The 22,810-nt window shown below is 69.3% G+C and carries 19 protein-coding genes; 10 read left to right on the forward strand and 9 right to left on the reverse strand.

Annotated features, from left to right (window positions below):
* Nucleotides 1–8: 8 nt before the first annotated feature.
* The 3 genes from ACZ5VC_RS14250 (at nt 9) to ACZ5VC_RS14260 (ending at nt 2,156) form a co-directional block, all read left to right on the forward strand.
* On the forward strand, nt 9–950 hold the full coding sequence (locus ACZ5VC_RS14250; protein ID WP_469120343.1) for a MerR family transcriptional regulator: 942 nt from the start codon (nt 9–11) through the stop codon (nt 948–950).
* 123 nt (nt 951–1,073) lie between these two features.
* Nucleotides 1,074–1,616: an RNA 2'-phosphotransferase gene (locus ACZ5VC_RS14255; protein WP_469120344.1), complete on the forward strand. Its 543-nt coding sequence runs from the start codon at nt 1,074–1,076 to the stop codon at nt 1,614–1,616.
* An 81-nt stretch (nt 1,617–1,697) separates the two neighbouring features.
* Complete coding sequence (locus ACZ5VC_RS14260; protein WP_469120345.1) at nt 1,698–2,156, forward strand: hypothetical protein; 459 nt, start codon at nt 1,698–1,700, stop codon at nt 2,154–2,156.
* On the opposite strand, the gene ACZ5VC_RS14265 is transcribed toward ACZ5VC_RS14260, so the two are convergent.
* Complete coding sequence (locus tag ACZ5VC_RS14265; protein WP_469120346.1) at nt 2,153–3,049, reverse strand: LLM class flavin-dependent oxidoreductase; 897 nt, start codon at nt 3,047–3,049, stop codon at nt 2,153–2,155. The genes ACZ5VC_RS14260 and ACZ5VC_RS14265 overlap by 4 nt on opposite strands.
* 179 nt (nt 3,050–3,228) lie before the next feature.
* Here ACZ5VC_RS14265 and ACZ5VC_RS14270 point away from each other — a divergent pair, with 179 nt between their 5' ends.
* Entirely contained in the window at nt 3,229–4,077 is an 849-nt protein-coding gene (locus tag ACZ5VC_RS14270) for a Cof-type HAD-IIB family hydrolase (RefSeq protein WP_469120347.1), read from the forward strand.
* Between the two features lie 62 nt (nt 4,078–4,139).
* Here the strand turns inward: ACZ5VC_RS14270 and ACZ5VC_RS14275 are convergent, their stop codons facing one another.
* The 4 genes from ACZ5VC_RS14275 to ACZ5VC_RS14290 are packed head-to-tail and all read right to left on the reverse strand — an operon-like array spanning nt 4,140 to nt 11,975.
* Entirely contained in the window at nt 4,140–5,846 is a 1,707-nt protein-coding gene (locus tag ACZ5VC_RS14275) for a sensor histidine kinase (protein WP_469120348.1), read from the reverse strand.
* Nucleotides 5,847–5,866: 20 nt separating this feature from the next.
* On the reverse strand, nt 5,867–9,427 hold the full coding sequence (gene cydD, locus ACZ5VC_RS14280; protein WP_469120349.1) for a thiol reductant ABC exporter subunit CydD: 3,561 nt from the start codon (nt 9,425–9,427) through the stop codon (nt 5,867–5,869).
* A 16-nt stretch (nt 9,428–9,443) separates the two neighbouring features.
* Complete coding sequence (gene cydB, locus ACZ5VC_RS14285) at nt 9,444–10,448, reverse strand: cytochrome d ubiquinol oxidase subunit II (protein WP_469120350.1); 1,005 nt, start codon at nt 10,446–10,448, stop codon at nt 9,444–9,446.
* 18 nt (nt 10,449–10,466) lie between these two features.
* Entirely contained in the window at nt 10,467–11,975 is a 1,509-nt protein-coding gene (locus ACZ5VC_RS14290) for a cytochrome ubiquinol oxidase subunit I (protein ID WP_469120351.1), read from the reverse strand.
* A 203-nt stretch (nt 11,976–12,178) separates the two neighbouring features.
* Here ACZ5VC_RS14290 and ACZ5VC_RS14295 point away from each other — a divergent pair, with 203 nt between their 5' ends.
* Nucleotides 12,179–12,562, forward strand: coding sequence for a cyclophilin-like fold protein (locus ACZ5VC_RS14295; RefSeq protein WP_469120352.1), 384 nt, complete (start codon nt 12,179–12,181; stop codon nt 12,560–12,562).
* 32 nt (nt 12,563–12,594) lie between these two features.
* Here ACZ5VC_RS14295 and hisC read toward each other — a convergent pair whose 3' ends face one another.
* A complete protein-coding gene (hisC, locus tag ACZ5VC_RS14300) occupies nt 12,595–13,689 on the reverse strand; it encodes a histidinol-phosphate transaminase (RefSeq protein ID WP_469120353.1) in 1,095 nt (364 codons plus the stop codon).
* Between the two features lie 358 nt (nt 13,690–14,047).
* On the opposite strand from hisC, the gene ACZ5VC_RS14305 reads away from it, so the two are divergent.
* The 4 genes from ACZ5VC_RS14305 to ACZ5VC_RS14320 all read left to right on the forward strand — a co-directional run bounded on the left by ACZ5VC_RS14305 (nt 14,048) and on the right by ACZ5VC_RS14320 (nt 17,997).
* A complete protein-coding gene (locus ACZ5VC_RS14305; RefSeq protein WP_468708884.1) occupies nt 14,048–15,154 on the forward strand; it encodes a LacI family DNA-binding transcriptional regulator in 1,107 nt (368 codons plus the stop codon).
* A gap of 158 nt (nt 15,155–15,312) precedes the next feature.
* On the forward strand, nt 15,313–16,386 hold the full coding sequence (locus tag ACZ5VC_RS14310) for a metallophosphoesterase (RefSeq protein ID WP_469120354.1): 1,074 nt from the start codon (nt 15,313–15,315) through the stop codon (nt 16,384–16,386).
* Between the two features lie 148 nt (nt 16,387–16,534).
* Nucleotides 16,535–17,359 (forward strand): hypothetical protein, encoded by an 825-nt coding sequence (locus ACZ5VC_RS14315; RefSeq protein ID WP_469120355.1) that lies wholly within the window; start codon nt 16,535–16,537, stop codon nt 17,357–17,359.
* A gap of 74 nt (nt 17,360–17,433) precedes the next feature.
* Complete coding sequence (locus ACZ5VC_RS14320; RefSeq protein ID WP_469120356.1) at nt 17,434–17,997, forward strand: DUF4240 domain-containing protein; 564 nt, start codon at nt 17,434–17,436, stop codon at nt 17,995–17,997.
* Between the two features lie 77 nt (nt 17,998–18,074).
* Here ACZ5VC_RS14320 and thiC read toward each other — a convergent pair whose 3' ends face one another.
* Nucleotides 18,075–19,856: a phosphomethylpyrimidine synthase ThiC gene (gene thiC, locus ACZ5VC_RS14325; RefSeq protein ID WP_469120357.1), complete on the reverse strand. Its 1,782-nt coding sequence runs from the start codon at nt 19,854–19,856 to the stop codon at nt 18,075–18,077.
* A gap of 198 nt (nt 19,857–20,054) precedes the next feature.
* Between thiC and ACZ5VC_RS14330 the strand changes: the two genes are divergently transcribed.
* Complete coding sequence (locus ACZ5VC_RS14330; protein WP_469120358.1) at nt 20,055–21,359, forward strand: YibE/F family protein; 1,305 nt, start codon at nt 20,055–20,057, stop codon at nt 21,357–21,359.
* Nucleotide 21,360: 1 nt separating this feature from the next.
* Here ACZ5VC_RS14330 and ACZ5VC_RS14335 read toward each other — a convergent pair whose 3' ends face one another.
* Nucleotides 21,361–21,795 (reverse strand): SsgA family sporulation/cell division regulator, encoded by a 435-nt coding sequence (locus tag ACZ5VC_RS14335; RefSeq protein WP_469120803.1) that lies wholly within the window; start codon nt 21,793–21,795, stop codon nt 21,361–21,363.
* A gap of 138 nt (nt 21,796–21,933) precedes the next feature.
* Nucleotides 21,934–22,704 (reverse strand): IclR family transcriptional regulator, encoded by a 771-nt coding sequence (locus ACZ5VC_RS14340; protein ID WP_469120359.1) that lies wholly within the window; start codon nt 22,702–22,704, stop codon nt 21,934–21,936.
* Nucleotides 22,705–22,810 lie beyond the last annotated feature (106 nt).

Consider the following 22,810-nt stretch of genomic DNA (forward strand, 5'->3'; position numbering starts at 1 on the left):
GAGCGGTCTTGTCCGACCAGACGACAGCCGAATACCGGATCGAGGACCTGGCACACCACAGTGGCGCCACGGTCCGGACGATCCGCGCCTACCAGGACCGCGGGCTGCTGCCCAAGCCGGAGCGGCGCGGCCGGGCGAATGTGTACGGGGACTCGCATCTGGCGCGGCTGCGCCAGATCGCCGATCTCCTCGACCGGGGCTACACCCTGGCCTCCATCAAGGAGCTGCTGGAGGCCTGGGATGCCGGACGCGGCCTCGGCGGTGTCCTCGGCCTGGTGGCCGAGGTCGACGGTCCCTGGACCGACGAGAAGGCGGACCGTATCTCCCGCACGGAGCTCGACGCGACCTTCGGCGGCACGCCGGACGAGGACGCCGTGCGGGAGGCCGTCGAGCTCGGTGTTCTGGAGCGGATTCCCGGAAAGGACGACGAGTTCCTGGTGCCCAGCCCGCAGGAGCTGGCGGTGGCAGCCGAGTTGTACGCGGCGGGCGTTCCGCTGATGGCAATCTCCGGGCACCTCAAGGAGCTTCGCGGCCAAGTGGAGCACATCGCTTCGCGCTTCCTGGAGTTCACCACCGAGCATGTCTTCGCCCGCTATCTGGAGCATCGGCCTCCGACCGACGCGGACGCCGCCGAGGCGGCGTCGATGGTGCGGCGGCTCCGGCCGCTCGCCCAGCAGACTGTGGACGCCGAACTCGCCCGCGCCATGCGGCTGTTCGCCACCCGGCACCTTCAGCAGCACCTGACGTCCGACCCGGTGGCACCCCGGGACGACGAGCCACGCCAGGTGACACTCCCCGCGGGCACGATCCGCGCGGTGGACAGCCTGGTTGGGCGGGCGAACGCGTCCGCGTTCATCACCGCCGCCACGGAACGAGAAGTCCAAGCAAGGACATTGGACGCACTTGCCTCAAACCGCGTTCATGACAGTCAACTTGGCCAAAAGGCTTGAAATACATGGCCTGTTGTCCACAGAATCGCCAATTCCCCTGTGGATAACCCGACTTGGTTGTGGATCAAACATCCGGCTCCAAAATGAATCGTCCGTCGAGCCGGCGTCGGGCATCCTGACCCGATGGACGAGCGACGCACCGTGAAGGTGTCCAAATACCTCTCGAAACACCTGCGGCACCAGCCCGAGCGCATCGGACTCGTCCTCGACCCGAACGGCTGGGTGCGGATCGACGAGCTCCTGCGGGCGACGGCCGCGCACGGCTTCGTGATCACCCGCGACGAGCTGGACCATGTCGTCACCACGAACGACAAGCAACGGTTCACGATCGACAAAGACCGCATCCGCGCCAACCAGGGCCATACGGTCGATGTGGACCTGGACCTGCCACCGGCCGAACCGCCCGCGTACCTCTACCACGGTACGGTCGCCCGCTCGCTGGACGCGATCCGCGCCGAGGGCCTGCGCCCGATGGCCCGGCACCACGTTCACCTCTCCCCGGACCGAGAGACCGCCACGCGCGTGGGGGCCCGCCGGGGCCGCCCGATCGTGCTGTCCGTGGACGCCGGAGCGATGTACCGCGCGGGCCATGTCTTCCGGGTCAGCGCCAACGGCGTCTGGCTCACCGACGTCGTACCGCCAAAGTACCTTCGCTTCCCGGGCTGAGCCGGGAGCCGGGCTCGGTCCTCCCCCGTACCGCCTCGCGAACCCACGGGCAGGAGCGGGCCGTGGGGCATGATCGTCCCTATGGGACACCACCCGCATCTGCCGACCACCGAGTCCGCCGTCCGCGCGATCCGCGAGATCGCCGAGGAGCACGGGCGGGAGATGGTCGTCACCGATGACATCGGGGCCGACCGGACCTCCCGGCGCACATCGGCCGGGGCCTTCACGGTCCTCGACCCGGACGGCACCCTTCCGCACGAGGCGTTCATCGAGCTCGGTGGCTCACCCCGGCTCACCGTCCGGCTCTTCCCGGAGGACGACGCGAAGATCGAGGTCGACGGCGCGGAGTTCGACGACGTACCCCGGGACTCCGTCCCCGCGTTCCTCCGCTCCGTCTACGGAGGCCTCGCCCATGTGAAGGGCCGATTCTTCCCGCCCGGGTGGTGGCTGATCGTGCCGCTGCCCGGAGACGAGACGTACAAGGAACTCGTCCTGACCGGCACACTCACCCGCTGGCTCAGCAGCCGGGTGCGCCGCTAGCAGCCGCCCAGCTGGGCAAGCCCCTCCGTGGCGATCCGCTCGAAGACCGCCTGGTCCGCGGCGAAGACCGAATCCGCGATCGGAGCGTGCAGCACGATCTCGTCGAAGCCCAGCTCGTAGTGACGGCCCGCGAAGTCGACGAACGCGTCGAAGGACTCCAGCGGACGGTCCGGGGTGAACCCGGTAAGCAGGATCTTGTCCAGCTCGGCCACGTCCCGGCCCACATCCGCGCACGCCTTGCCGAGCTTCTCGATCTGCCCCCGGATCGCCTCGCGCGACTCCTCGGGCGTCCCGGACTCGAACAGCTTCGGATCCCCCGTCGTCACCCATGCCTGGCCGTGCCGCGCCGCCAGCTTCAGACCGCGCGGGCCGGTGGCGGCCACGGCGAACGGCAGTCGCGGACGCTGCACACACCCGGGGATGTTCTGCGCCTCCTCCGCCGAGTAGAACGTTCCGCGCTCGGAGACGGTGTCCTCACTCAGCAGCCGGTCGAGCAACGACACGAACTCGGCGAACCGGTCCGCGCGCTCCCGCGGCGTCCACGGCTCCTGTCCCAGGGCCGTCGCGTCGAAGCCGATGCCGCCCGCGCCAATGCCCAGCGTGATCCGGCCGCCGGAGATGTCGTCCAGCGAGATCAGTTCCTTGGCGAGCGTGACCGGGTGCCGGAAGTTCGGCGAGGTCACCAGCGTGCCGAGACGCATCCGCTCGGTGGCGGCTGCCGCGGCGGTCAGGGTCGGGACGGCACCGAACCACGGGCCGTCGCGGAAGGTCCGCCACGACAGGTGGTCATAGGTGTACGCGGCGTGGAAACCGAGCCGCTCGGCTCGGACCCACTCGTCGCGGCCACCAGCGTGCCAACGGCGGGACGGGAGAATCACGGTGCTCAGGCGCATGGACCGACCCTACGCTGCCCCCCTGACAACGTGCGTCCGCCCATCCAGCACCCGTCGGTCCCGGCCGTCCGCGGTCACCGCACGACCGCTCCACGCCCCGGGCACGCACAGCGAGCATCCGTGCACTCAAATGTGCGCCCTCCCGCACGCCCGTGCGCTCCGTACGGGAGAATGAACTCGTGACCTCATCCCGCTCTCCGCGTCCCCCTGCCCCTAAGCCCCGGCTGATCGCCACCGACCTGGACGGCACCCTGCTGCGCGACGACAAGTCCGTGTCGGAGCGCACGATCGCCGCCCTCGCCGCCGCGGAGAAGGCGGGGATCGAGGTCTTCTTCGTCACGGGCCGGCCGGCCCGCTGGATGGATGTCGTCAGCGACCATGTCCACGGCCACGGCCTCGCGATCTGCGCCAACGGCGCCGCGGTCGTCGATCTGCACGCGGGCGGCAAGCTGATCGAGGTACGCCCGCTGCACCGGGACACCGCCCTGCACGTCGTGCGGACCCTGCGCGCCTCGGCCCCCGGCACCTCGTTCGCGGTCGAGCTGGCGACCGGTATCCACTACGAGCCGCACTACCCGCCCTTCCATCTGGACCCGGGCGCGACCGTCGCCACCGCCGAGAAGCTGCTGTACGAGGAGGAGCCGGGAGCCGGCACCCCCGTACTGAAGCTGCTCGCCCACCACCCCGAGCTGGTGCCGGACGACTTCCTCGCCCTGGCCCGTACGGCAGCGGGCGAGCATGCCTCCATCACCCGCTCCAGCCCCACGGCCCTGCTCGAGGTCAGCGGCCTGGGCATCTCCAAGGCGTCGACGCTCGCGCTCTGCTGTGCCGAGCGCGGTATCTCCGCCGAAGAGGTCGTCGCCTTCGGAGACATGCCCAACGACGTGGAGATGCTGACCTGGGCGGGCACCTCGTACGCGATGGGCAACGCACATCCGGACGTGCTCGCCGCAGCGTCCGGCCGTACCGTCGCCAACAACGAGGACGGCGTCGCGGTCGTCATCGAGCGCATCCTCCAGGACTTCTGAGAAGCGGGGACTCCGAGAAGACGCGGGGGGACGGAGCCGTAGGGGAGCGACCGCGCCAAGGGCTACAGCGGGGCCTGCCAGAAGACGGTGGTGCCTGCGCCGTCCTTCCCGAGGCCTGGGCCGCACCAGCTCGACCCGCCCAGCGACTCGGCCCGCCGCGCCAGATTGCGCAGTCCGCTGCGCCGGCCGCCCTCCGGGATGCCCACCCCATCGTCCGCCACCGACAGCCGGACCGCCTCGGTGCCGTCGGGGAGCCGCGCGGTCGCGTCGACGGCGACCTCGATACGGCTCGCTCCCGCGTGCCGGAAGGCATTGGACAGCGCCTCGCGCAGGGCCGCGATGAGGTTCTTGCCGGAGAGGTCGCCGACGGTCGCGTCGATCGGTCCGACGAAGCGGTGCGTGGGCTTGAAGCCAAGGGGCACGGACGCCATGTTGATCTCCCGCAGGATGCGGGTCCGGAGTCCGGACGGCGCCTCGGCCGGCCCCTGCTGAAGCGCGAAAACGGCCGTGCGGATCTCCTGGATGGTCACGTCCAGTTCGTCCACGGCCTTGCCGACACCCTCCTGGACGGCAGGGACGACCGAGGTCCGCTGCGCGCTCTCCAACATCATCCCGGTGGCGAACAGCCGCTGGATGACCAGGTCATGGAGATCACGGGCGATCCGGTCGCGGTCCTCGAAGACGGCGAGGCGTTCCCGGTCCCGCTGGGCGTCCGCCATCATCAGCGCGAGCGCGGCCTGCGAGGCGAACTGGGTGGCCAGCGTGCGCTCGGTCTCGGGGAACGGTCTGCCACCACGCGCGCGGGGCGTGGCCAAGGCTCCCAGCACCCGCCCGCCACTGTGCAGCGGAAGGATCATGCTCGGCCCGTACCGCTCCGCCAGCCTGGTGAGCATCCGGAGGTCGGTGGCCGCGTCGGAGACGAAGACGGGCTCTCCCCCGAGCACCCGTTGGACGACCGGGCTCTCCGGGGGCATGACGATCCCGAGCGACTCCGACGGCTGGTCGGAGGAGACGGCGACGATCTCAAGACCTCCCTCCCGCGCCGGCAGCAGGACGATGCCGGCGGCCGAGTCGGCGAGCCGGCGGGCCTGTTCGGCGACGACGGCGAGCGCGTCGTCGGCGTCTCCGCCGGACAGCAGGGCGGTGGTGACCGCGACGGAGCCGTCGATCCAGCGCTCGCGCTGCCGCGCCGCCTCGTAGAGACGGGCGTTGCCGATGGCGATCCCGGCCTCGGTGGCGAGCACCCTCACCATGTGCAGATCGTCGTCGCTGAACTCGCCGCCGTTGATCTTCTCGGAGAGATAGAGATTGCCGAAGATCTCGCCCTGGACCCGGATGGGAACTCCGAGGAAGGTCCGCATCGAGGGATGCCCGGCCGGGAATCCGACCGCGCGCGGGTCCTTCGTCAGATCGGTGAACCGCATCGGCTCGGGATGGTGGGTCAGCGCGCCTAGCAGCCCCGCCCGCCCGTCCGGCCGCCGTCCGATCGACCGGGCGATCTCCTCGGAGACCCCGTAGGTGACGAAGTCGGAGAGACCCTGGCCCTCCGCGTCGGCCACGCCGATCGCGGCGTAGCGCGCGCCGGTCAGCTCGGCGGCGGTCTCGCAGATCCGATCGAGCGTCGCGTGCAGTTCGAGTCCTGTGCCGACCGAGCGCATGGCTTCCAGGAGTTGGGGGACGCGCGCGGTCAGTTCGGTCGACAGGCCCTGGAGGCTGTGGGTCGCCCGTCTCGTGGCTTCGACGGCATCCTTGCGTTCGGGCACTGTCATGCCCTTGAGACTAGTAAGTCCTATTTGGCGAGGAAAGTCGGCTGTCGCTTTCCAGCCTCACCGGGAGTGGCAGCCGCGCCGAGCAGGTCGCTCTCCTGCTCCCGCTCCAGCATCCGCCGCAGCGGCCCGTCCTCGGCCGCGAGCTCCTCGTACGGGCCCCGCTGCACGGTCCGGCCCCCGTCGAGCACGACCACCTCGTCGACCGCGTCGAGCCCGTGGAGCCGATGGGTGATGAGCACGGTCGTCCGGCCCTCGGTGGCCCGCAGCAGATCGTCGGTGAGCGCGTCCGCCGTGGCCAGGTCGAGGTGTTCGGCCGGCTCGTCGAGGACGAGCACGGGGAAGTCGGCGAGCAGCGCGCGGGCCAGAGCCAGACGCTGACGCTGGCCGCCGGAGAGCTGGGCGCCGTGCTCGCCGACGGGGGTGTCGATGCCGGCGGGCAGCGAGTCCACCCACTCCAGCAGCCGGGCCCCGGCCAGTGCGCTGCGCAGCTCGTCCTCGGTCGCACCGGTACGGGCGAGACGCAGGTTTTCCCGGAGGGTGCTGTCGAAGGTGTGCGCGTCCTGCGCGCAGAGCCCGACCAAGCGGCGGACGGCATCGGTTTCCAGCTCGGCGGCGTCCACGCCGCCGAGCCGGTACGTCCCCTGCCGCGCGTCCAGGAACCGCAGCAGCACCTGGGCGAGGGTGGTCTTCCCGGACCCGGAGGCGCCGAGTACGGCGATGCGCCGCCCCGCCTCGATCCGCAGGTCGATACCGCCGAGCGCGTCCCGCTCCTGCCCGGCGTACCGGGCGGACAGATCCCGCAGCTCCAGGGGGAAGGGGCCGCTCGGCGGCTCGACCGGGTGCTCCGGCTCCTGGACGGGAGCGGGCGCGTCCAGCACTTCGTGGACACGCTCGGCACTGCGCTTGACCCGCTGCCGGTACTGGACGGCGAGCGGAAGCCCGGTGACGGCCTCGAAAGCGGCGAGCGGAGTAAGGACGACGACCGCGAGGGCGACGCCCTCCAGCCGCCCGTCCCGCACGGCCTGGACGCCGGCGACCGCGGCGGCGGCCACGGTGACGCCGCAGGCCAGCGCCGAGAGTCCGGCGCCGAGGGCGGTGGCGGCAGCCTGCCGCGAGGCGATACGGGTGAGTCGGCGATCGGCGTCGCGCGTCTCGCCGATTCGGGTGGCGAGCGCGCCGGCCACCGTCAGCTCGGCGCATCCGCGCAGCAGATCGACGACGGCAGTGGCCAGCGCCCCGCGAGCGGGGGCCAGTTGCCGCTCGGCCCGCCGCGCCAGCGCGCCACCGGCCATGGGAACGACCACGCCGGCGGCCAGAAGCCCGACGGCGAGGACGACGCCGGCCTCGGGGAGCAGCCACGCGGTGAAGCCCACGGCCGCGCCCCCCACGACCAGTGCGGTCCCGGCGGGGAGCAGCCACCGCAGCCAGTAGTCCTGCAGGGCGTCCACGTCCGAGACCAGCCGGGACAGCAGATCCCCACGCCGCACCTGCCGCAGCCCGGCCGGGGCGATGCGCTCCAGTCGCCGGTAGACGGCGACCCGCAGCTCGGCGAGCATCCTCAGCACGGCGTCGTGCGACACCAGCCGCTCGGCGTACCGGAAGACGGCCCGCCCGATCCCGAACGCGCGCGTCGCGGTGACGGCGACCATCAGATACAACACGGGCGGCTGTTCGGAGGCACGCGAAATGAGCCAGCCGGACACGGCCATGAGCCCGACGGCCGACCCCAGGGCCAGGCTTCCCAGCAGGAGCCCGAGCGCAAGGCGCCCCCTCAGCCCTCCGGCCAGCGCGCGCACCCGCGCGAGCGCACCGCCATGCGTGCCTGTGTGAGCACCCGGGTCAGTGGCTCGCGGCTCCTCGGACCCGGAGGCCTCCGGCCGCGCTGCCCTCGACGCGGGCACCATCGCGGACCCTCCTGCGAGGGACGGGCCCACGGGGGAGTTCGCGCCGGAAGGGCTGAGTGTCACCACCCGGTCCGCGACCGCCATCAGGGCAGGCCGGTGGACCACCAGCAGCACGGTCCGGCCCACGGCCAGTCGGCGGACCGCGTCCACGACAGCCGCCTCGGTCGTCCCGTCCAGCGCCGCCGTCGGCTCATCGAGCAGCAGCAGCGGCCGGTCGGCGAGGAAGGCCCGGGCCAGCGCCAGCCGCTGACGCTGGCCGGCCGACAGACCCGCGCCGTCCTCGGCGAGCCGGGTCAGTGGCCCCTGCGGCAGTGCGTCGACGAACTCCTTTGCCCCGGCGTCCTCGAGTGCCCGGAGCACCGCCTCGTCCGAGGCGTCCGGCCGGGCCAGGCGGACGTTCTCCGCGATCGTGTCCCCGAAGAGGTACGGCCGCTGCGGAACCCACGCGATCCGCTCCCGCCACCGCTCCAGGTCCAGCGACGCGAGATCGGCGCCCCCGACCCGTACCGCCCCCTGGTCGGGCTCCGCGAAGCCCAGCACCACATCCAGGAGGGTCGACTTCCCGACACCGCTCGGCCCGACCAGGGCGACGACCTCGCCCTCCTCGACCTTCAGGGAGGCCGCGTCCAGCGCCGGCTCCGCCCGTCCGGCGTGGCGTACCGTCACCGCGTCGAGCTCCAGCCGGAGCGACGCCGGAATCTCCCGCGCGCCGCCTTCCCGCACCGGGATCTCCAGGACCTCGAAGATCTCCTCGGCGGCCGCGAGTCCCTCCGCCGCCGCGTGATACTGCGCCCCGACCTGCCGGATCGGCAGATACGCCTCGGGCGCGAGGATCAGAATCACCAGCCCCGTGTACAGGTCGAGGTCGCCGTGGACCAGACGCATACCGATCCCGACCGCGACCAGCGCCACCGACAGGGTCGCCAGGAGTTCCAGCGCGAACGACGACAGGAAGGCGATCCGAAGCGTCCGCAGCGTCGCCTGCCGGTACTCCGAGGTGATCGCGCGGATCGACTCCGCCTGCGCCTTCGCCCGCCCGAAGACCTTCAGCGTCGGCAGTCCGGCCACCACGTCCAGGAAGTGGCCGGAGAGGCGGGACAGCAGCTTCCACTGGCGGTCCATCCGGGACTGCGTGGCCCATCCGATGAGGACCATGAAGAGCGGGATCAGCGGCAGGGTCACCACGATGATGGCCGCCGACACCCAGTCCTCGGTGACGATTCGCGCGAGTACGGCGGCCGGCACGACCACCGCCAGCCCCAGCTGGGGCAGATAGCGCGAGAAGTAGTCGTCGAGGGCGTCGACGCCCCGGGTGGCGAGGGCGACCAGCGAGCCGCCCCGCTGCCCACTCAGCCACCCCGGACCCAGCCCGGCGGCCCGTTCCAGCAGCCGCCCTCGCAGCTCGGACTTGACCGCCGCGCTCGCCCGATGGGCCGCCAGCTCCGTCAGCCAGGACACCAGGCCGCGGCCCACGGCGACCGTCGCCAGCAGCAGGAGCGCCGTCCGCAGCTCGGAAACCGGAAGACCTCGCTGGAAGGCGCCCACCACCACCTCGGCGATGAGCATCGCCTGGGCGACGACCAACGCCGCCCCGGCAAGGCCGAGCAGGACCACCGCCGCCAGAAAGCGGCGGGTGGCCCGGGCGTACCGGAGCAGACGCGGGTCGATCGGTTTCACGTGAAACATTCCCCAGCTAGTGAGCGGCCTCGGCGATGTGCTGGGTGCCGATCCGCTTGCGGAACACCCAGTACGTCCAGCTCTGGTAGAGCAGGACCAACGGCGTGGCGATCGCCGCGCACCAGGTCATGATCTTGAGCGTGTACGGACTCGACGACGCGTTGGTGACCGTGAGGCTCCACGCGGGGTTCAGCGAGGAGGGCATGACGTTCGGGAAGAGCGTCAGGAACAGCATCGCGACGGCGGCCGCGATCGTGACACCGGACAGCGCGAACGACCATCCTTCACGCCCGGCCTTGATCGCCCCGATCGCCCCTACGAGCGCCACCACCGCGACGGCCATCGCGATCAGGCTCGTACCGTCACCCTTCGAGGTCTGGGTCCAGGCGAGGAAGCCGAGAGCCAGTACGGCCGTGGCGAGCCCCAGCCGGAGAGCGAGCTTCTGAGCCCGCTCGCGGATGTCCCCGACCGTCTTGAGCGCCGCGAACACCGTCCCGTGGAAGGTGAAGAGGAAGAGCGTCATCAGGCCGCCGAGCAGGGCGTAGGGGTTGAGCAGATCCGCGAGGCTGCCGATGTACTCCATCTGCGCGTCGATCTTCACGCCGCGCACGATGTTGCCGAAGGCCACGCCCCACAGCACGGCGGGGATGAGCGAGGTCCAGAAGATCGCCGTCTCCCAGTTGCGCTGCCAGCTCTCCTCCGTCCGCTTCACCCGGTACTCGAAGGCGACACCGCGCACGATCAGACAGACCAGGATGATCAGCAGCGGGAGGTAGAAGCCGGAGAAGAGCGTGGCGTACCACTCGGGGAAGGCCGCGAAGGTGGCGCCGCCGGCCGTGAGCAGCCATACCTCGTTGCCGTCCCAGACGGGTCCGATGGTGTTGATCAGCACGCGCTTCTCGGCCCGGTCACGGGCCAGCAGCTTGGTCAGGACACCGACCCCGAAATCGAAGCCCTCCAAGAAGAAGTAGCCGATCCACAGGACGGCGATGAGCACGAACCAGACGTCGTGGAGTTCCATCGATCGATCTCCTCAGCCTCAGTACGAGAAGGCCATCGGCCGGTCGGGGTCACGGTCGTCCCCGCCGATCTTGGTGGGCGGGTTGAGGTCGGCGTCGGTGAGCTCCGGCGGTCCGGCCTTGACGTACTTCACGAGCAGCCTGACCTCGATCACGGCGAGGACGGCGTAGAGCAGCGTGAAGATGACCATCGAGGTGATGACCTCGCCCTGCGAGACGCCGGGGGAGACCGCGTCGCGGGTGCGGAGCACGCCGTAGACGACCCACGGCTGCCGGCCCATCTCCGTGAAGATCCAGCCCCATGAGTTCGCGATCAGCGGGAAGCCCATGGTCCAGAGCGCGACGATCCAGTAGAGAGTCGTGAACTTCGGGCTCAGGGCCTTCCGCCTGAAGAGGACCAGGTTCGGGACCTCGTCGTCGCCGGTCCGCAGACCGGGCGACAGCAGGAACTTCTTCCGGGTCAGCCAGAGGCCGAGCATCCCGATCGAGAGGGACGCCATGCCGAAGCCGATCATCCACCGGAATCCCCAGTAGGCGACGGGGATGTTGGGCCGGTAGTCACCGGGACCGAACTGCTCCTGCTCGGCCTTGTTGACGTCGTTGATGCCCGGGACGAACGAGGTGAAGTCGTCGTTGGCCAGGAAGGACAGCAGGCCCGGCACCTCGATGGCGACCTTGTTGTGGCCCTTCTCGACATCGCCGTACGCGAAGACGGAGAAGGGCGCGGGTGCCTCGCCGTCCCAGAGCGCCTCGGCGGCGGCCATCTTCATCGGCTGCTGCTTGTACATGACCTTGCCGAGCAGGTCACCGCTGATGGCGGTGCCCATTCCGGCGATGATCAAGGTGATCAGGCCGAGTCGCAGCGAGGTCCGCATCACCGGGATGTGCTTCTTGCGCGCCAGGTGGAAGGCCGCGATGCCGACCATGAACGCACCACCGACCAGGAAGGCGGCCGTGATGGTGTGGAAGAACTGGGTGAGCGCCGTGTTCTGCGTGAGCACCAGCCAGAAGTCGGTGAGTTCCGCCCGACCGCGCTCCGCGTTGATGCGGTAGCCGACCGGGTGCTGCATCCAGGAGTTGGCCGCCAGGATGAAGTACGCCGACAGGACGGTGCCGAGGGAGACCATCCAGATGCAGGCCAGGTGGATCTTCTTCGGGAGCTTGTCCCAGCCGAAGATCCACAGGCCGATGAAGGTGGACTCGAAGAAGAACGCGATCAGCGCCTCGAAGGCGAGCGGGGCTCCGAAGATGTCACCCACGAACCGCGAGTAGTCGGACCAGTTCATGCCGAACTGGAACTCCTGGACGATGCCGGTGACCACGCCCATGGCGATATTGATCAGGAACAGCTTGCCCCAGAACTTCGTCGCCTTGAGGTACTTCTCCTTCTCCGTCCGTACCCAAGCGGTCTGCAGGCCGGCGGTGAGCGCGGCGAGCGAGATCGTCAGGGGGACGAAGAGAAAGTGGTAGACGGTGGTGATGCCGAACTGCCAGCGCGCCAGAGTTTCCGGCGCCAGAGCTAGGTTCACGTCCTCTTCTCCTTACATCGCCGTGGTCGCATCGGCCGTTTGCCCCGTTAAACCCACCCATGTCGGGAGGATCAAGACGAGCTTGTGAACGCGTTCACATTCACAAGCATTATTACTCATACGAAATCCGCACCTGCAAGGGGGGTGCCACTACCGGCGGGTACCTCTTCCCAAGAACTTCAACATATTGTTGAATCCGGCCCATGAAGATCCGAATCTCCTGGCCTGCGGGCCACCTCACCGCCGCCCTCGAAGAAACCCCCACGAGCAAGTCGCTCGCAGGGGTTCTCCCACTCATCTCCACCGCCCGGACCTGGGGCGAGGAGGTGTACTTCGACACTCCGGTGTCCGTCGCGCTCGAAGCCGACGCCCAGCAGGTCGTGGAACCGGGCACGGTCGCCTTCTGGACCGACGGCGACGCGCTCGCGCTTCCCTACGGCCCCACGCCCATCTCACGCGGCGACGAATGCCGCCTCGCGAGCCCGTGCAATCTGCTCGGCCGGATCGACGGCGACCCGCGTCGGCTGGCCACCGTCCGTGACGGGGACCCGATCCGCGTGGAGCTCGTCGCCGGCCAGGACGACTAGCGCCCTCCCAGCCGGCCCGGGCTCCTCGGGGCTCACATCTCCTTGAAGAAGTTCTCGGCCGTCTTCAGGAAGATGTCGTTGGCCTCGGACTCACCGATCGTGACCCGCACGCCCTCGCCAGCGAACGGCCGCACCACCACACCGGCCCGCTCGCAGGCCGCCGCGAAGTCGACGGTCCGCTCACCCAGCCGCAGCCACACGAAGTTCGCCTGCGTGTCGGGCACCGTCCAGCCCTGGCCCACGAGGCCCTCGTACACCCGGGTCCGCTCGCAGACCAACGAGCCGACCCGGCCCAGCAGTTCGTCCTCGGCACGCAGCGAGGCCACCGCCGCGTCCTGCGCGAGCTGGCTCACGCCGAACGGCACCGCCGTCTTGCGCAGTGCCGCGGCCACCGGCTCATGGGCGATCGCGAAGCCGACCCGCAGGCCGGCCAGCCCGTATGCCTTGGAGAAGGTGCGAAGCACGGCAACGTTCGGGCGGTCGCGGTAGATCTCGATGCCGTCGGGGATGTCCGCGTCACGGACGAACTCGCGGTACGCCTCGTCCAGCACCACGAGGACGTCGGAGGGCACCCGGTCCAGGAAGCGCTCCAGCTCGGCCCGGCGCACCGCCGTGCCGGTCGGGTTGTTCGGGTTGCAGACGAAGATCAGCCGGGTGCGGTCGGTGATCGCGTCCGCCATCGCGTCCAGGTCGTGCACGTCCCCCTCGGTCAGAGGGACCTTCACCGAGGTGGCACCGGAGATCTGGGTGATGATCGGGTAGGCCTCGAAGGACCGCCAGGCATAGATGACCTCGTCACCGGGGCCCGAGGTCGACTGGATCAGCGACTGGGCGACCCCGACCGAACCGGTGCCGGTCGCCAGATGCGACACGGGCACGCCGAAACGCTCCGCCAGCTCGTTCATCAGGCCGGTGCAGGCCATGTCGGGGTAACGGTTGAAGGCCGCGGCCGCGGCCAGTGTGCTTTCCATCACACCGGGCAGCGGCGGGTACGGGTTCTCGTTGGAGGACAGCTTGTACGCGACCGGGCCCTCGGCCGCCGCGGGCTTGCCCGGCTTGTAGGTGGGGATGCCGTCCAGCTCGGTGCGCAGCTTGGGGCTGGTCCCGCTCGGGCTCGTCTCGCTCACTGTGGTCCTCCTCGACCGTGCGTACCACCAATACTGCTCACCTTATGAGGATTCGCCGCCGCTGCGAATGGCTGGCGCCAGGAAGACCTGGGGAAGGGGGGAGCGCTCCTTTCCCTGGCGCGCGCCGGTGGCGAGCGCCGTGGCGCGCATCCCCCGTAGTGGTGAGTTGAGGTCTCTTCGAAACATCGGTCATACGACAGGCGCGCATGGGTGGACAACCGTGGGTCGCAAGCGAGAGCCCACAACTCCCTTACCTTCCAAGGCGTTTAATGGTTTTGGATCATGCAGAAACGTGCCTGTCAACGAGTGAATATGCGACCGGCCCAAGCACCCGCCCTCGCCCTACTATCGGCTCGCCATGACAGCAGCAGGGAAGCACCAGGTGAGCCGGGCACAGACCCGGGGAAGCCGGCAGGGGCGAGCGGGCATCCGGGACGTGGCCGCCGCAGCCGGAGTCTCCATCACGACTGTCTCCGACGCGCTCAACGGCAAGGGCCGGCTCCCGGACGCCACCCGCCGCCATGTCCGCGAGGTCGCCGACCGGCTGGGCTACCGCCCATCCGCCGCGGCCCGAACGCTCCGTACCGGCAAGTCGGGACTCATCGGCCTGACCGTGACGACCTACGGGGATGAACCTTTCACCTTCACCGAATTCGCGTACTTCGCCGAGATGGCGAGAGCGGCGACCTCCGCGGCGCTCGCCCGCGGTTACGCCCTCGTCATCCTGCCCGCCACCTCACGCCATGACGTCTGGTCGAACGTCGCCCTCGACGGCACCGTCGTCATCGACCCCTCCGACCATGATCCGGTCGTCACCGAGCTCGTCCGCCAGGGCTTGCCCGTCGTCTCCGACGGGCGCCCCGCCGGCACCCTGCCGGTGACCGCCTGGGTCGACAACGACCACGAAGCCGCCGTACTCGATCTTCTCGACCATCTCGCCGCCGCCGGCGCCCGCCGGATCGGTCTGCTCACCGGTACCACCACCGACACGTACACCCGACTGTCCACCACCGCGTACCTGAACTGGTGCGAGCGGGTGGGTCAGGACCCCGTCTACGAGGCCTATCCCGCCCACGACCCGTGCGCGGGCGCCGTCGCCGCCGACCGGCTCCTCGCCCGCCCCGACCGCCCCGACGCCGTCTACGGTCTCTTCGACCCCAACGGCACCGATCTGCTCGCCGCCGCACGGCGGTACGGGCTGCGCGTTCCAGACGATCTGCTGCTGGTCTGCTGCAGCGAATCCACGGTCTACGCCACCACCGAGCCGCCCATCACCACGCTCTCGCTCAAACCGCGCCGGATCGGCACGGCCGTCGTCCAACTCCTCATCGACGCCATCGAAGGGGTGGAAACGGACGGCCCTGTGGAGCAGGTGATACCGACCGAACTCATCGTCCGGACGTCCTCCCAGAGGCGCTCTCCCCGGACGACGGTCAGTCCACCGCGGTCGCCCTCGCAGGACTAGACCTTCTCAATTGGGGCGAAACGACCGGTGAACCAGGGGTGGACCGGGATTCGCCACCCCTGGTGCGTCACACAGGAGGAGCCTCATTCCTATGATGGGCGCACGACACCGTGGACCTCCCCGACCAGGTCGGTCCGCGCGTGTAGGGCGTCGCGACGGTGGTGGAGGGGTCGATGACTCAGGGGGCCGGGCAGGAACCCGTGGTGCGGACGGCGACGTTGCGTGACTTCCGCGTGCCGCCGTACGCGCGGGTGCCCGTGCAGGGTCACGCCGCTCACCCCGGCAACGCGGTGCCGAACGACGAACTTCCAGAGGGCTACACCCCCACCGAACGGGACCTCCCCGTGATCAACCGGGGAGACACCGTGCAGGTCCGGGTCGACACTCCCGAGATGCCCGTGGCCGACGGCCTCGGCCCGCTCTATGTCGTCGGTGACGTCCACGGCTATCTCGACGAACTTCTCGCCGCGCTCCGTGAGCAGGGCCTGATCGACGCCGAGGGCAACTGGGCGGCGGGCAACGCCCGCCTCTGGTTCCTCGGCGACTTCACCGACCGGGGCCCCGACGGCATCGGCGTCATCGACCTCGTGATGCGGCTGTCCGCGGAGGCCGCGGCAGCAGGCGGGTACTGCAAGGCGCTCATGGGCAACCACGAGCTGCTGCTGATCGGCGCCAAGCGGTTCGCCGACACCCCGGTGAACTCCGGCGCCGGCACCGCCACCTTCCAGGCCGCCTGGCTGCTCAATGGCGGGCAGAAGTACGACATGGACCGCCTCCAGGACGTCCATCTGCAGTGGATGTCCCGGCTCGACGCCATGATGGAGGAGGACGGGCATCTGCTGATGCACTCCGACACCACGGCGTATCTCGACTACGGCTCGACGATCGAGGACGTCAACGACACCGTCCACGAGATCCTCAACCGGGGCGACGCCGACGAGTGCTGGGACCTGTTCCGCAAGCTCACCAAGCGCTTCGCCTTCCGCGACGAGTCCGGCCCGCAGGCCGTACGGGAGCTGCTCTCCACCTACGGCGGAGGCCGTGTGGTCCATGGCCACAGTCCCATCCCCTACCTGCTGGGCGAGGTCGGCACCGAGGACGCGGACGGCGAGGCCACCAGGCCCGTCGTGGAAGGACCCCACGTCTACGCGGACGGACTCGCGATCGCGATGGACGGCGGGGTGACCATGGCCGGAAAGCTGCTCGTCGTCCAACTCCCCCTGGCTCACTGAGCGGAGCCGACGCAGGCGATTTCCGGAAACCCCCTGTCACCCCGTGCCGGAACCGCTCTACCATCGGCGTATCCGTAGCAGGCTCTCCTCCGTTTCCGCCCAACTGCCCGCTGTCCGCTGGCAGACAGGCCCTACGGAGCATCGGGGGATGCACATGAACGTGGCTCCGCACCTGCTGACCGAGGACCGCGCAGAGTTCGAGCGCATCCTCGACGACGCACTCCGCACCGCGCCCGACCGTCCGGATCTCGCTGGGGTCGGGGAACGACTGAACACCGAACAGCTACGCACCATGGCTCTGAACGCGACAGCCCTGATCACCTCCTCGGCCGCCGCCGAGTACGACCACTTCGTGAAGGTCCGCGAGGAGCTGCGCTCGCCGTCCGGGGCGAGCGTCATGGACGCCGTCCTGTCGCCGTCGGGCGCCGTGGCCAAGGACGGCACGGGCGCGGGGCTCGCCGCGGTCGTCACCGTGCTGGCCCCCCTCCTCTCGGGTACGGCGGCGCTGATATTCCTGCTCGTCGGCTACATCCTGAAGGCCCTCACCCCGGCGCCGTCCTTCGCCGAGACCCTGCTGACCGCCGGCTGGTTCTTCGGTGCGGTGACGGCGGCGGGCATCCTGGTGGCGGCGATCGGGCTGCTCGTCACCGCCCTGCGCAACGGCGCGACCCAAGTGGCCGCCCAGGAACCAGGCGGCGAGCTGCCCGAGGAGGTCTCCAGAGCCAGGGAGGCGTGGCGCCACGCCCTGCTGGAGCGCGGAATCCTGCCCTTTCTGAGAGCCGCATTGACCGACCCCAGCTCCGACCCGGCTTCATCGACTCCCCCGCGACCGGCGGGCCGGATCCCCAAGGTGGGCTACAGCGGGCCCGACTTCTCGAGCCCGAACGAAGGCGCCTCGGGCAATCGCCCCAGATTCACCAGCCCGGACTTCACCAGCCCGGACTTCGGCGGCCCCGAGCACCAGCCCGAGTAACAGAATCTCGGTTCACCGTTTCACGTGAAACATTCCGAGGCCGTCTGTCAGACCGGGCTGGCACAGTGCCGCCCATGGACATCGACCGGTTCTGGCAGATCATCGAATCCGCCCGCGTCTCAGCGGCGACGAAGGGCGAGCCCTTCGACGAGGCTCTGGTGAACCTGCTCACCAACCGACCACCGCAGGAGATCCTTGAGTACGCGGAGCGGTTCGACGAGGCGCACGACGCCCTGTATCGCTGGGACGTGTGGGCCGCGGCGTACCTCATCGGCGGTGGATGCTCCGACGACAGCTTCATCGACTTCCGTGCGGGCGTGATCGCGCTCGGCCGCGAGTGGTACGAGCGCACCGCCGCGGACCCTGACAGTCTCGCTCAGCACCCTGTCGTCATGGCGGTCGCCAAGGTGCACCGCGACGAGGCTCTGTTCTACGAAGAGATGAACTACGTGGCCGCGGAGGCGTACGAACGCCTTACTGGAGATGCCGACGCCTTCTACAAGGCCTGGGCACAGTACCGGCCGGCACCAGCGCAGGACTCCGAACCGATGGACATGGGTGACGACTTCGACTTCGACGACGCGGATGAGATGCACCGTCGGCTGCCGCGCCTGGCCCGGCTGTATCTCGCCCCGTGAACGCGATGGAGCTCTGAGCACGAGGGGCCGGCTCGCGACTCCCCCCGTGAGGGTCGCGAGCCGGCTCATTCGTCGGATCAGTCGGCCAGCGGCAGATAGACCCGGTTCCCCGACGCGGCGAATTCGGCGGACTTCTCCGCCATACCGGCCTGGATCTCGTCGGACTTGAGGTCACCGCCGTGTTCGCGCCGGATGTCCTGCGAGATCTTCATCGAGCAGAACTTCGGGCCGCACATCGAGCAGAAGTGCGCCGTCTTGGCCGGCTCGGCGGGCAGCGTCTCGTCATGGAACTCACGCGCCGTGTCCGGGTCGAGGGCAAGGTTGAACTGGTCCTCCCACCGGAACTCGAAGCGCGCGTCGGACAGCGCGTCGTCCCACTCCTGCGCCCCGGGGTGCCCCTTGGCCAGGTCCGCCGCGTGCGCCGCGATCTTGTACGTGATGACACCGGTCTTCACGTCGTCGCGGTTCGGAAGGCCGAGGTGCTCCTTGGGCGTGACGTAGCAGAGCATCGCGGTGCCCCACCAGGCGATCATCGCGGCACCGATGCCCGAGGTGATGTGGTCGTAGGCGGGTGCCACATCGGTGGTCAGCGGTCCGAGCGTGTAGAACGGCGCCTCCTCGCAGATCTCCTGCTGAAGGTCGATGTTCTCCTTGATCTTGTGCATCGGGACATGGCCCGGACCCTCGATCATCGTCTGCACGTTGTACCGCTTGGCGATCGTGTTGAGCTCCCCGAGCGTCTTCAGCTCGGCGAACTGCGCCTCGTCGTTGGCGTCCGCGATCGAGCCGGGCCGCAGCCCGTCACCGAGGGAGTACGTCACGTCGTAGGCGGCGAGGATCTCGCAGAGCTCCTCGAAGTTCTCGTACAGGAACGACTCCTTGTGGTGCGCGAGGCACCACGCGGCCATGATCGAGCCGCCACGGGAGACGATGCCGGTCTTACGGCGCGCCGTCAGCGGCACGTACCGCAGCAGGACACCCGCGTGGACCGTCATGTAGTCGACGCCCTGCTCTGCCTGCTCGATGACCGTGTCCTTGTAGATCTCCCAGGTCAGCTCCTCGGCCTTGCCGTCGACCTTCTCCAGGGCCTGGTAGAGGGGCACGGTGCCGATCGGCACGGGGGAGTTGCGCAGCACCCACTCGCGCGTGGTGTGGATGTTACGGCCGGTGGAAAGGTCCATGACCGTGTCCGCGCCCCACTTGGTCGCCCAGGTCATCTTCTCCACCTCCTCCTCGATCGAGGAAGTGACGGCGGAGTTGCCGATGTTGGCGTTGACCTTCACCAGGAACCGCTTGCCGATGATCATCGGCTCGATCTCCGGGTGATTGACGTTCGCCGGAAGGACGGCGCGACCGGCCGCGATCTCCTCGCGCACGACCTCGGGGGAGACGTTCTCGCGGATCGCGACGTACTCCATCTCCGGGGTGATCTCGCCCCGACGGGCGTACGCGAGCTGCGTCACCGCCTGGCCACCACGGCCCCGGCGGGGCTGGCGCGGGCGGCCGGGGAAAACCGCGTCCAGGTTCTTGAGCCCGCCTCGGGGCGACGTGTGCTTGATCCCGTCGTCCTCGGGGCGGACCGGCCGGCCCGCGTACTCCTCCGTGTCGCCGCGACCGATGATCCAGTTCTCCCGCAGCGGCGGAAGGCCGCGGCGGACATCGGTCTCGATGGTCGGGTCGGTGTACGGCCCGGACGTGTCGTACAGCGTCACGTCCTTGCCGTTGGTGAGGTGCACCTGTCGGACCGGAACACGGAGGTCGGGGCGCGAACCCTCGATATACCCCTTGTGCCAGCCCGGCGTGCGCTCTGCCTGGCCGTCCTGGCTGGTGGCAGGCGTGCGTGCATCCTGAATGGTCATGAGACCTACTCCCTACGCCGGCATTACCCGGTAACAGGTTCGGCGGTCGGCGCAGCCTCTTCCCGTACGGACGTACGGTGATCAGCGCCCTCTCAGCCCGGTGCTCCGAGCTCCCGCGTGTGCAAAGGTGTCACCACGCTAGCGTCATTCCTGGCGTGCTGAACAGTGGGCCCCCTCCGTTCTTGCGATGATCGGCTGGTGACTTCCACGCAGCGGACCCCAGAACCCCACGGCCACTCGCACAACCACGGCCCCGCGGCGCCTGTGTCCCGGCATCTGCGCAAGGTCATCGCCGCCGTGCTGATTCCCTTCGCCACCGCCGTCCTCGTAGGGCTCGCCGTCCTGTGGCCGGGCGGCGCCCCGGCGCACGAGCGCACCGGCGTCGGCTTCGACCGGCAGACCCAGCAGGCGAAGGTCACCCGGGTCGACTGGGTCGACTGCAAGGACGTGAACGCCGCGCAGGTCCCGCCGACCGGCGACACGTCGACCCCGGAGGGGCGCGAGGCGGTCAATGCCCAGAAGGGGCAGTGCGCGAAGGCGACCGTCGAGGTCACCACCGGCAAGGACAAGGGCCGTACGTTCATCGAGATCGTGCAGCCGGACGCCCCCAGGCAGCTGCACGAGGGCCAGGACGTCGTAGTGGCCTATGCCCCCGACGCTCCTCGCGACCTGCAGTACTCCGTGAGCGACGTGAACCGGAAGCTCCCCATGGCGCTGCTCGCCGCGATCTTCGCGGTGGCGGTCGTCGTCGTGGGCCGGATGCGCGGTGTGATGGCGCTCATCGCGCTCGCGGTGAGCTTCGGCGTACTGACCCTCTTCATCCTCCCGGCCATCCTCCAGGGCTCGAATCCGCTGGTCGTGGCGGTGGTCGGGGCGAGCGCCATCATGCTGATCGCCCTTTACATGTGTCACGGCCTTTCGGCCCGCACCTCGGTCGCCGTTCTGGGAACGCTCATCTCGCTGCTGCTGATCGGGCTGCTCGGCTCGCTGTTCATCGGCTGGGCCTCCCTGACCGGCAACACCGATGACAACACCGGCCTGATCCACGGCCTGTACCCGGACATCGACATGTCTGGTCTGCTCCTCGCCGGCGTCATCATCGGATCGCTCGGTGTGCTCGACGATGTGACGGTCACTCAGACATCGGCGGTGTGGGAGCTTCATCAGGCGGATCCGACGATGGGTCCGCGCGGGCTGTACCGGGCCGGCATCCGTATCGGCCGGGACCACATCGCGTCCGTGGTCAACACGCTCGTCCTCGCATACGCCGGTGCCGCCCTGCCCCTCCTGCTGCTCTTCTCGATCGCGCAGAGCAGCGTGGGCACCGTCGCCAACAGCGAGTTGGTGGCGGTGGAGATCGTGCGGACGCTCGTGGGCTCGATCGGACTGGTCGCCTCGGTGCCCGTCACCACCGCGCTGGCGGCCCTGGTCGTTTCCGCCGACCGGCCGGGTGCCGCCGAAGCCCAGGCGAAACGCGGCGGCAGGCGCCGCCGCGCGAAGTGACTCAGCCGGCGTTCTCCTCCGCGAGGATCCGGCCGAGCGCCGCTTCCAAGTGCTCCTCGAAGTCCCCGAGTGCGCGCTCCTGCCCCAACGGCATCAGCCTGTCCGTGCGATCCAGGAAGGCCACCAGCGGAGGAGCGCTGGCCCGGAACACGGCCCGGTCGCTTCCCACCCGGAGCCGGATGATGACGTCGGACAACGGCCGCGAGCCGGTCGGGACGATGTGCACATCCCCTTCCCCGCTCGGGCCGTTGATTCCGTCCACCAGCAGTTCTCTGCCGAAGGTCCAGGTCACGGGCGCGTCGCCGGGAAGGTGGAACGTCATGCGCACCGCATAGGGATCTCGGGTCTCGTAACGGAGTTCCACCGTGATTCGGAAGGAGAGCTCCTCGGAGACGAGGAAACTCATCAGGACCTCGGCCTGAACCGACTCGCGCATCATGTACCCCGCAGTAGATGAAGCAGATGTGGAAAGACACCCTGCTACAAGCTCTGATCAAAACGGCCAGGAATGATCCCCATGACCCTCTTGACGCAATCGTCCTGGACGCGCTAGCAGATCACAAGGAGTGATTTTTCAGATACTGATAGAGAACGCGAACGAACTGAAGAGTCTTCCGATGTCGTTGCGCAGCCGATCGACTGCGGGCAACAGTCGATCTTGTTGATGAAGCGGAAGGGAAATGGCCATCGCGGCCGCTGTGGAGCCCGCGGTAATGGGAATTGCCGCGCAGACCGTGCCGAGCGCGTACTCCTGACGCTCCACCAGGGGTTCCATTCGCCCCATGGATCCCAACCGCTCCAAAAGCACTCGGCGGTTACGCACCGTATACGGCGTGATGGCCTGGACCGGATGGCGGCTGAGGTGGTCTTGACGGCTCTTATCGTCCAATTGACTCAGCAGACACTGCCCAATGGCATGGGCGTGACCGGTCTCCCGGAAGTCGGCCCACTCATCGACGGCGGGGGCGGTGGGGGTGTCGGCGACCGCCACGAGTTCGATCTCACCGTCGCGGTAGATCGCGAAGTACACCGGGACACCGATGGCATCGCGCCAGTGCGCCAGCGCGTCCTCGATCGTGGTGCGACGATTCTGCGCGGTCTGTCCCCCGGCCAGTCGGCCCGCCGCGTCCCCGAACACGAACACGCCCTTCTCGCGGCGCAGATAGCCCTCATGAGTCAGGGTGCGGAGAAGGTGGTAGGCAGTGGGAAGAGGGAGCCCCGCCTCGCGCGCGAGCTGTTTGGCGGGGGCCCCGTCCTCATGGGAGCCGACGGCCTCCATGAGTCTCAGAGCCCGCTGGACCGAGCCGATCAGGGTAGGGGCAGAGGTCTGTGGAGCCGTGGCCAAAGGTCACCCCCAAGGCGTGTCGACGGGTGCGACACACCCGCCCGCAGGGGCCGCCCCCGCGCGCCCGCCGCGTCCCGTGGCCGAGGTGAGGACCTGCCAAGACCGT

It is taken from the genome of Streptomyces sp. NPDC033174, from assembly GCF_055577795.1.

Excerpts from the sequence above, each read along its gene's own strand:
- ACZ5VC_RS14255 (WP_469120344.1), top strand. The coding sequence starts at position 1,074 with ATGGACGAGCGACGCACCGTGAAGGTGTCCAAATACCTCTCGAAACAC.
- ACZ5VC_RS14260 (WP_469120345.1), top strand. The coding sequence starts at position 1,698 with ATGGGACACCACCCGCATCTGCCGACCACCGAGTCCGCCGTCCGCGCG.
- ACZ5VC_RS14265 (WP_469120346.1), bottom strand. The coding sequence starts at position 3,049 with ATGCGCCTGAGCACCGTGATTCTCCCGTCCCGCCGTTGGCACGCTGGT.
- ACZ5VC_RS14275 (WP_469120348.1), bottom strand. The coding sequence starts at position 5,846 with ATGACAGTGCCCGAACGCAAGGATGCCGTCGAAGCCACGAGACGGGCG.
- cydB (WP_469120350.1), bottom strand. The coding sequence starts at position 10,448 with ATGGAACTCCACGACGTCTGGTTCGTGCTCATCGCCGTCCTGTGGATC.
- ACZ5VC_RS14295 (WP_469120352.1), top strand. The coding sequence starts at position 12,179 with ATGAAGATCCGAATCTCCTGGCCTGCGGGCCACCTCACCGCCGCCCTC.
- ACZ5VC_RS14305 (WP_468708884.1), top strand. The coding sequence starts at position 14,048 with ATGACAGCAGCAGGGAAGCACCAGGTGAGCCGGGCACAGACCCGGGGA.
- ACZ5VC_RS14315 (WP_469120355.1), top strand. The coding sequence starts at position 16,535 with ATGCACATGAACGTGGCTCCGCACCTGCTGACCGAGGACCGCGCAGAG.
- ACZ5VC_RS14320 (WP_469120356.1), top strand. The coding sequence starts at position 17,434 with ATGGACATCGACCGGTTCTGGCAGATCATCGAATCCGCCCGCGTCTCA.
- thiC (WP_469120357.1), bottom strand. The coding sequence starts at position 19,856 with ATGACCATTCAGGATGCACGCACGCCTGCCACCAGCCAGGACGGCCAG.
- ACZ5VC_RS14335 (WP_469120803.1), bottom strand. The coding sequence starts at position 21,795 with ATGCGCGAGTCGGTTCAGGCCGAGGTCCTGATGAGTTTCCTCGTCTCC.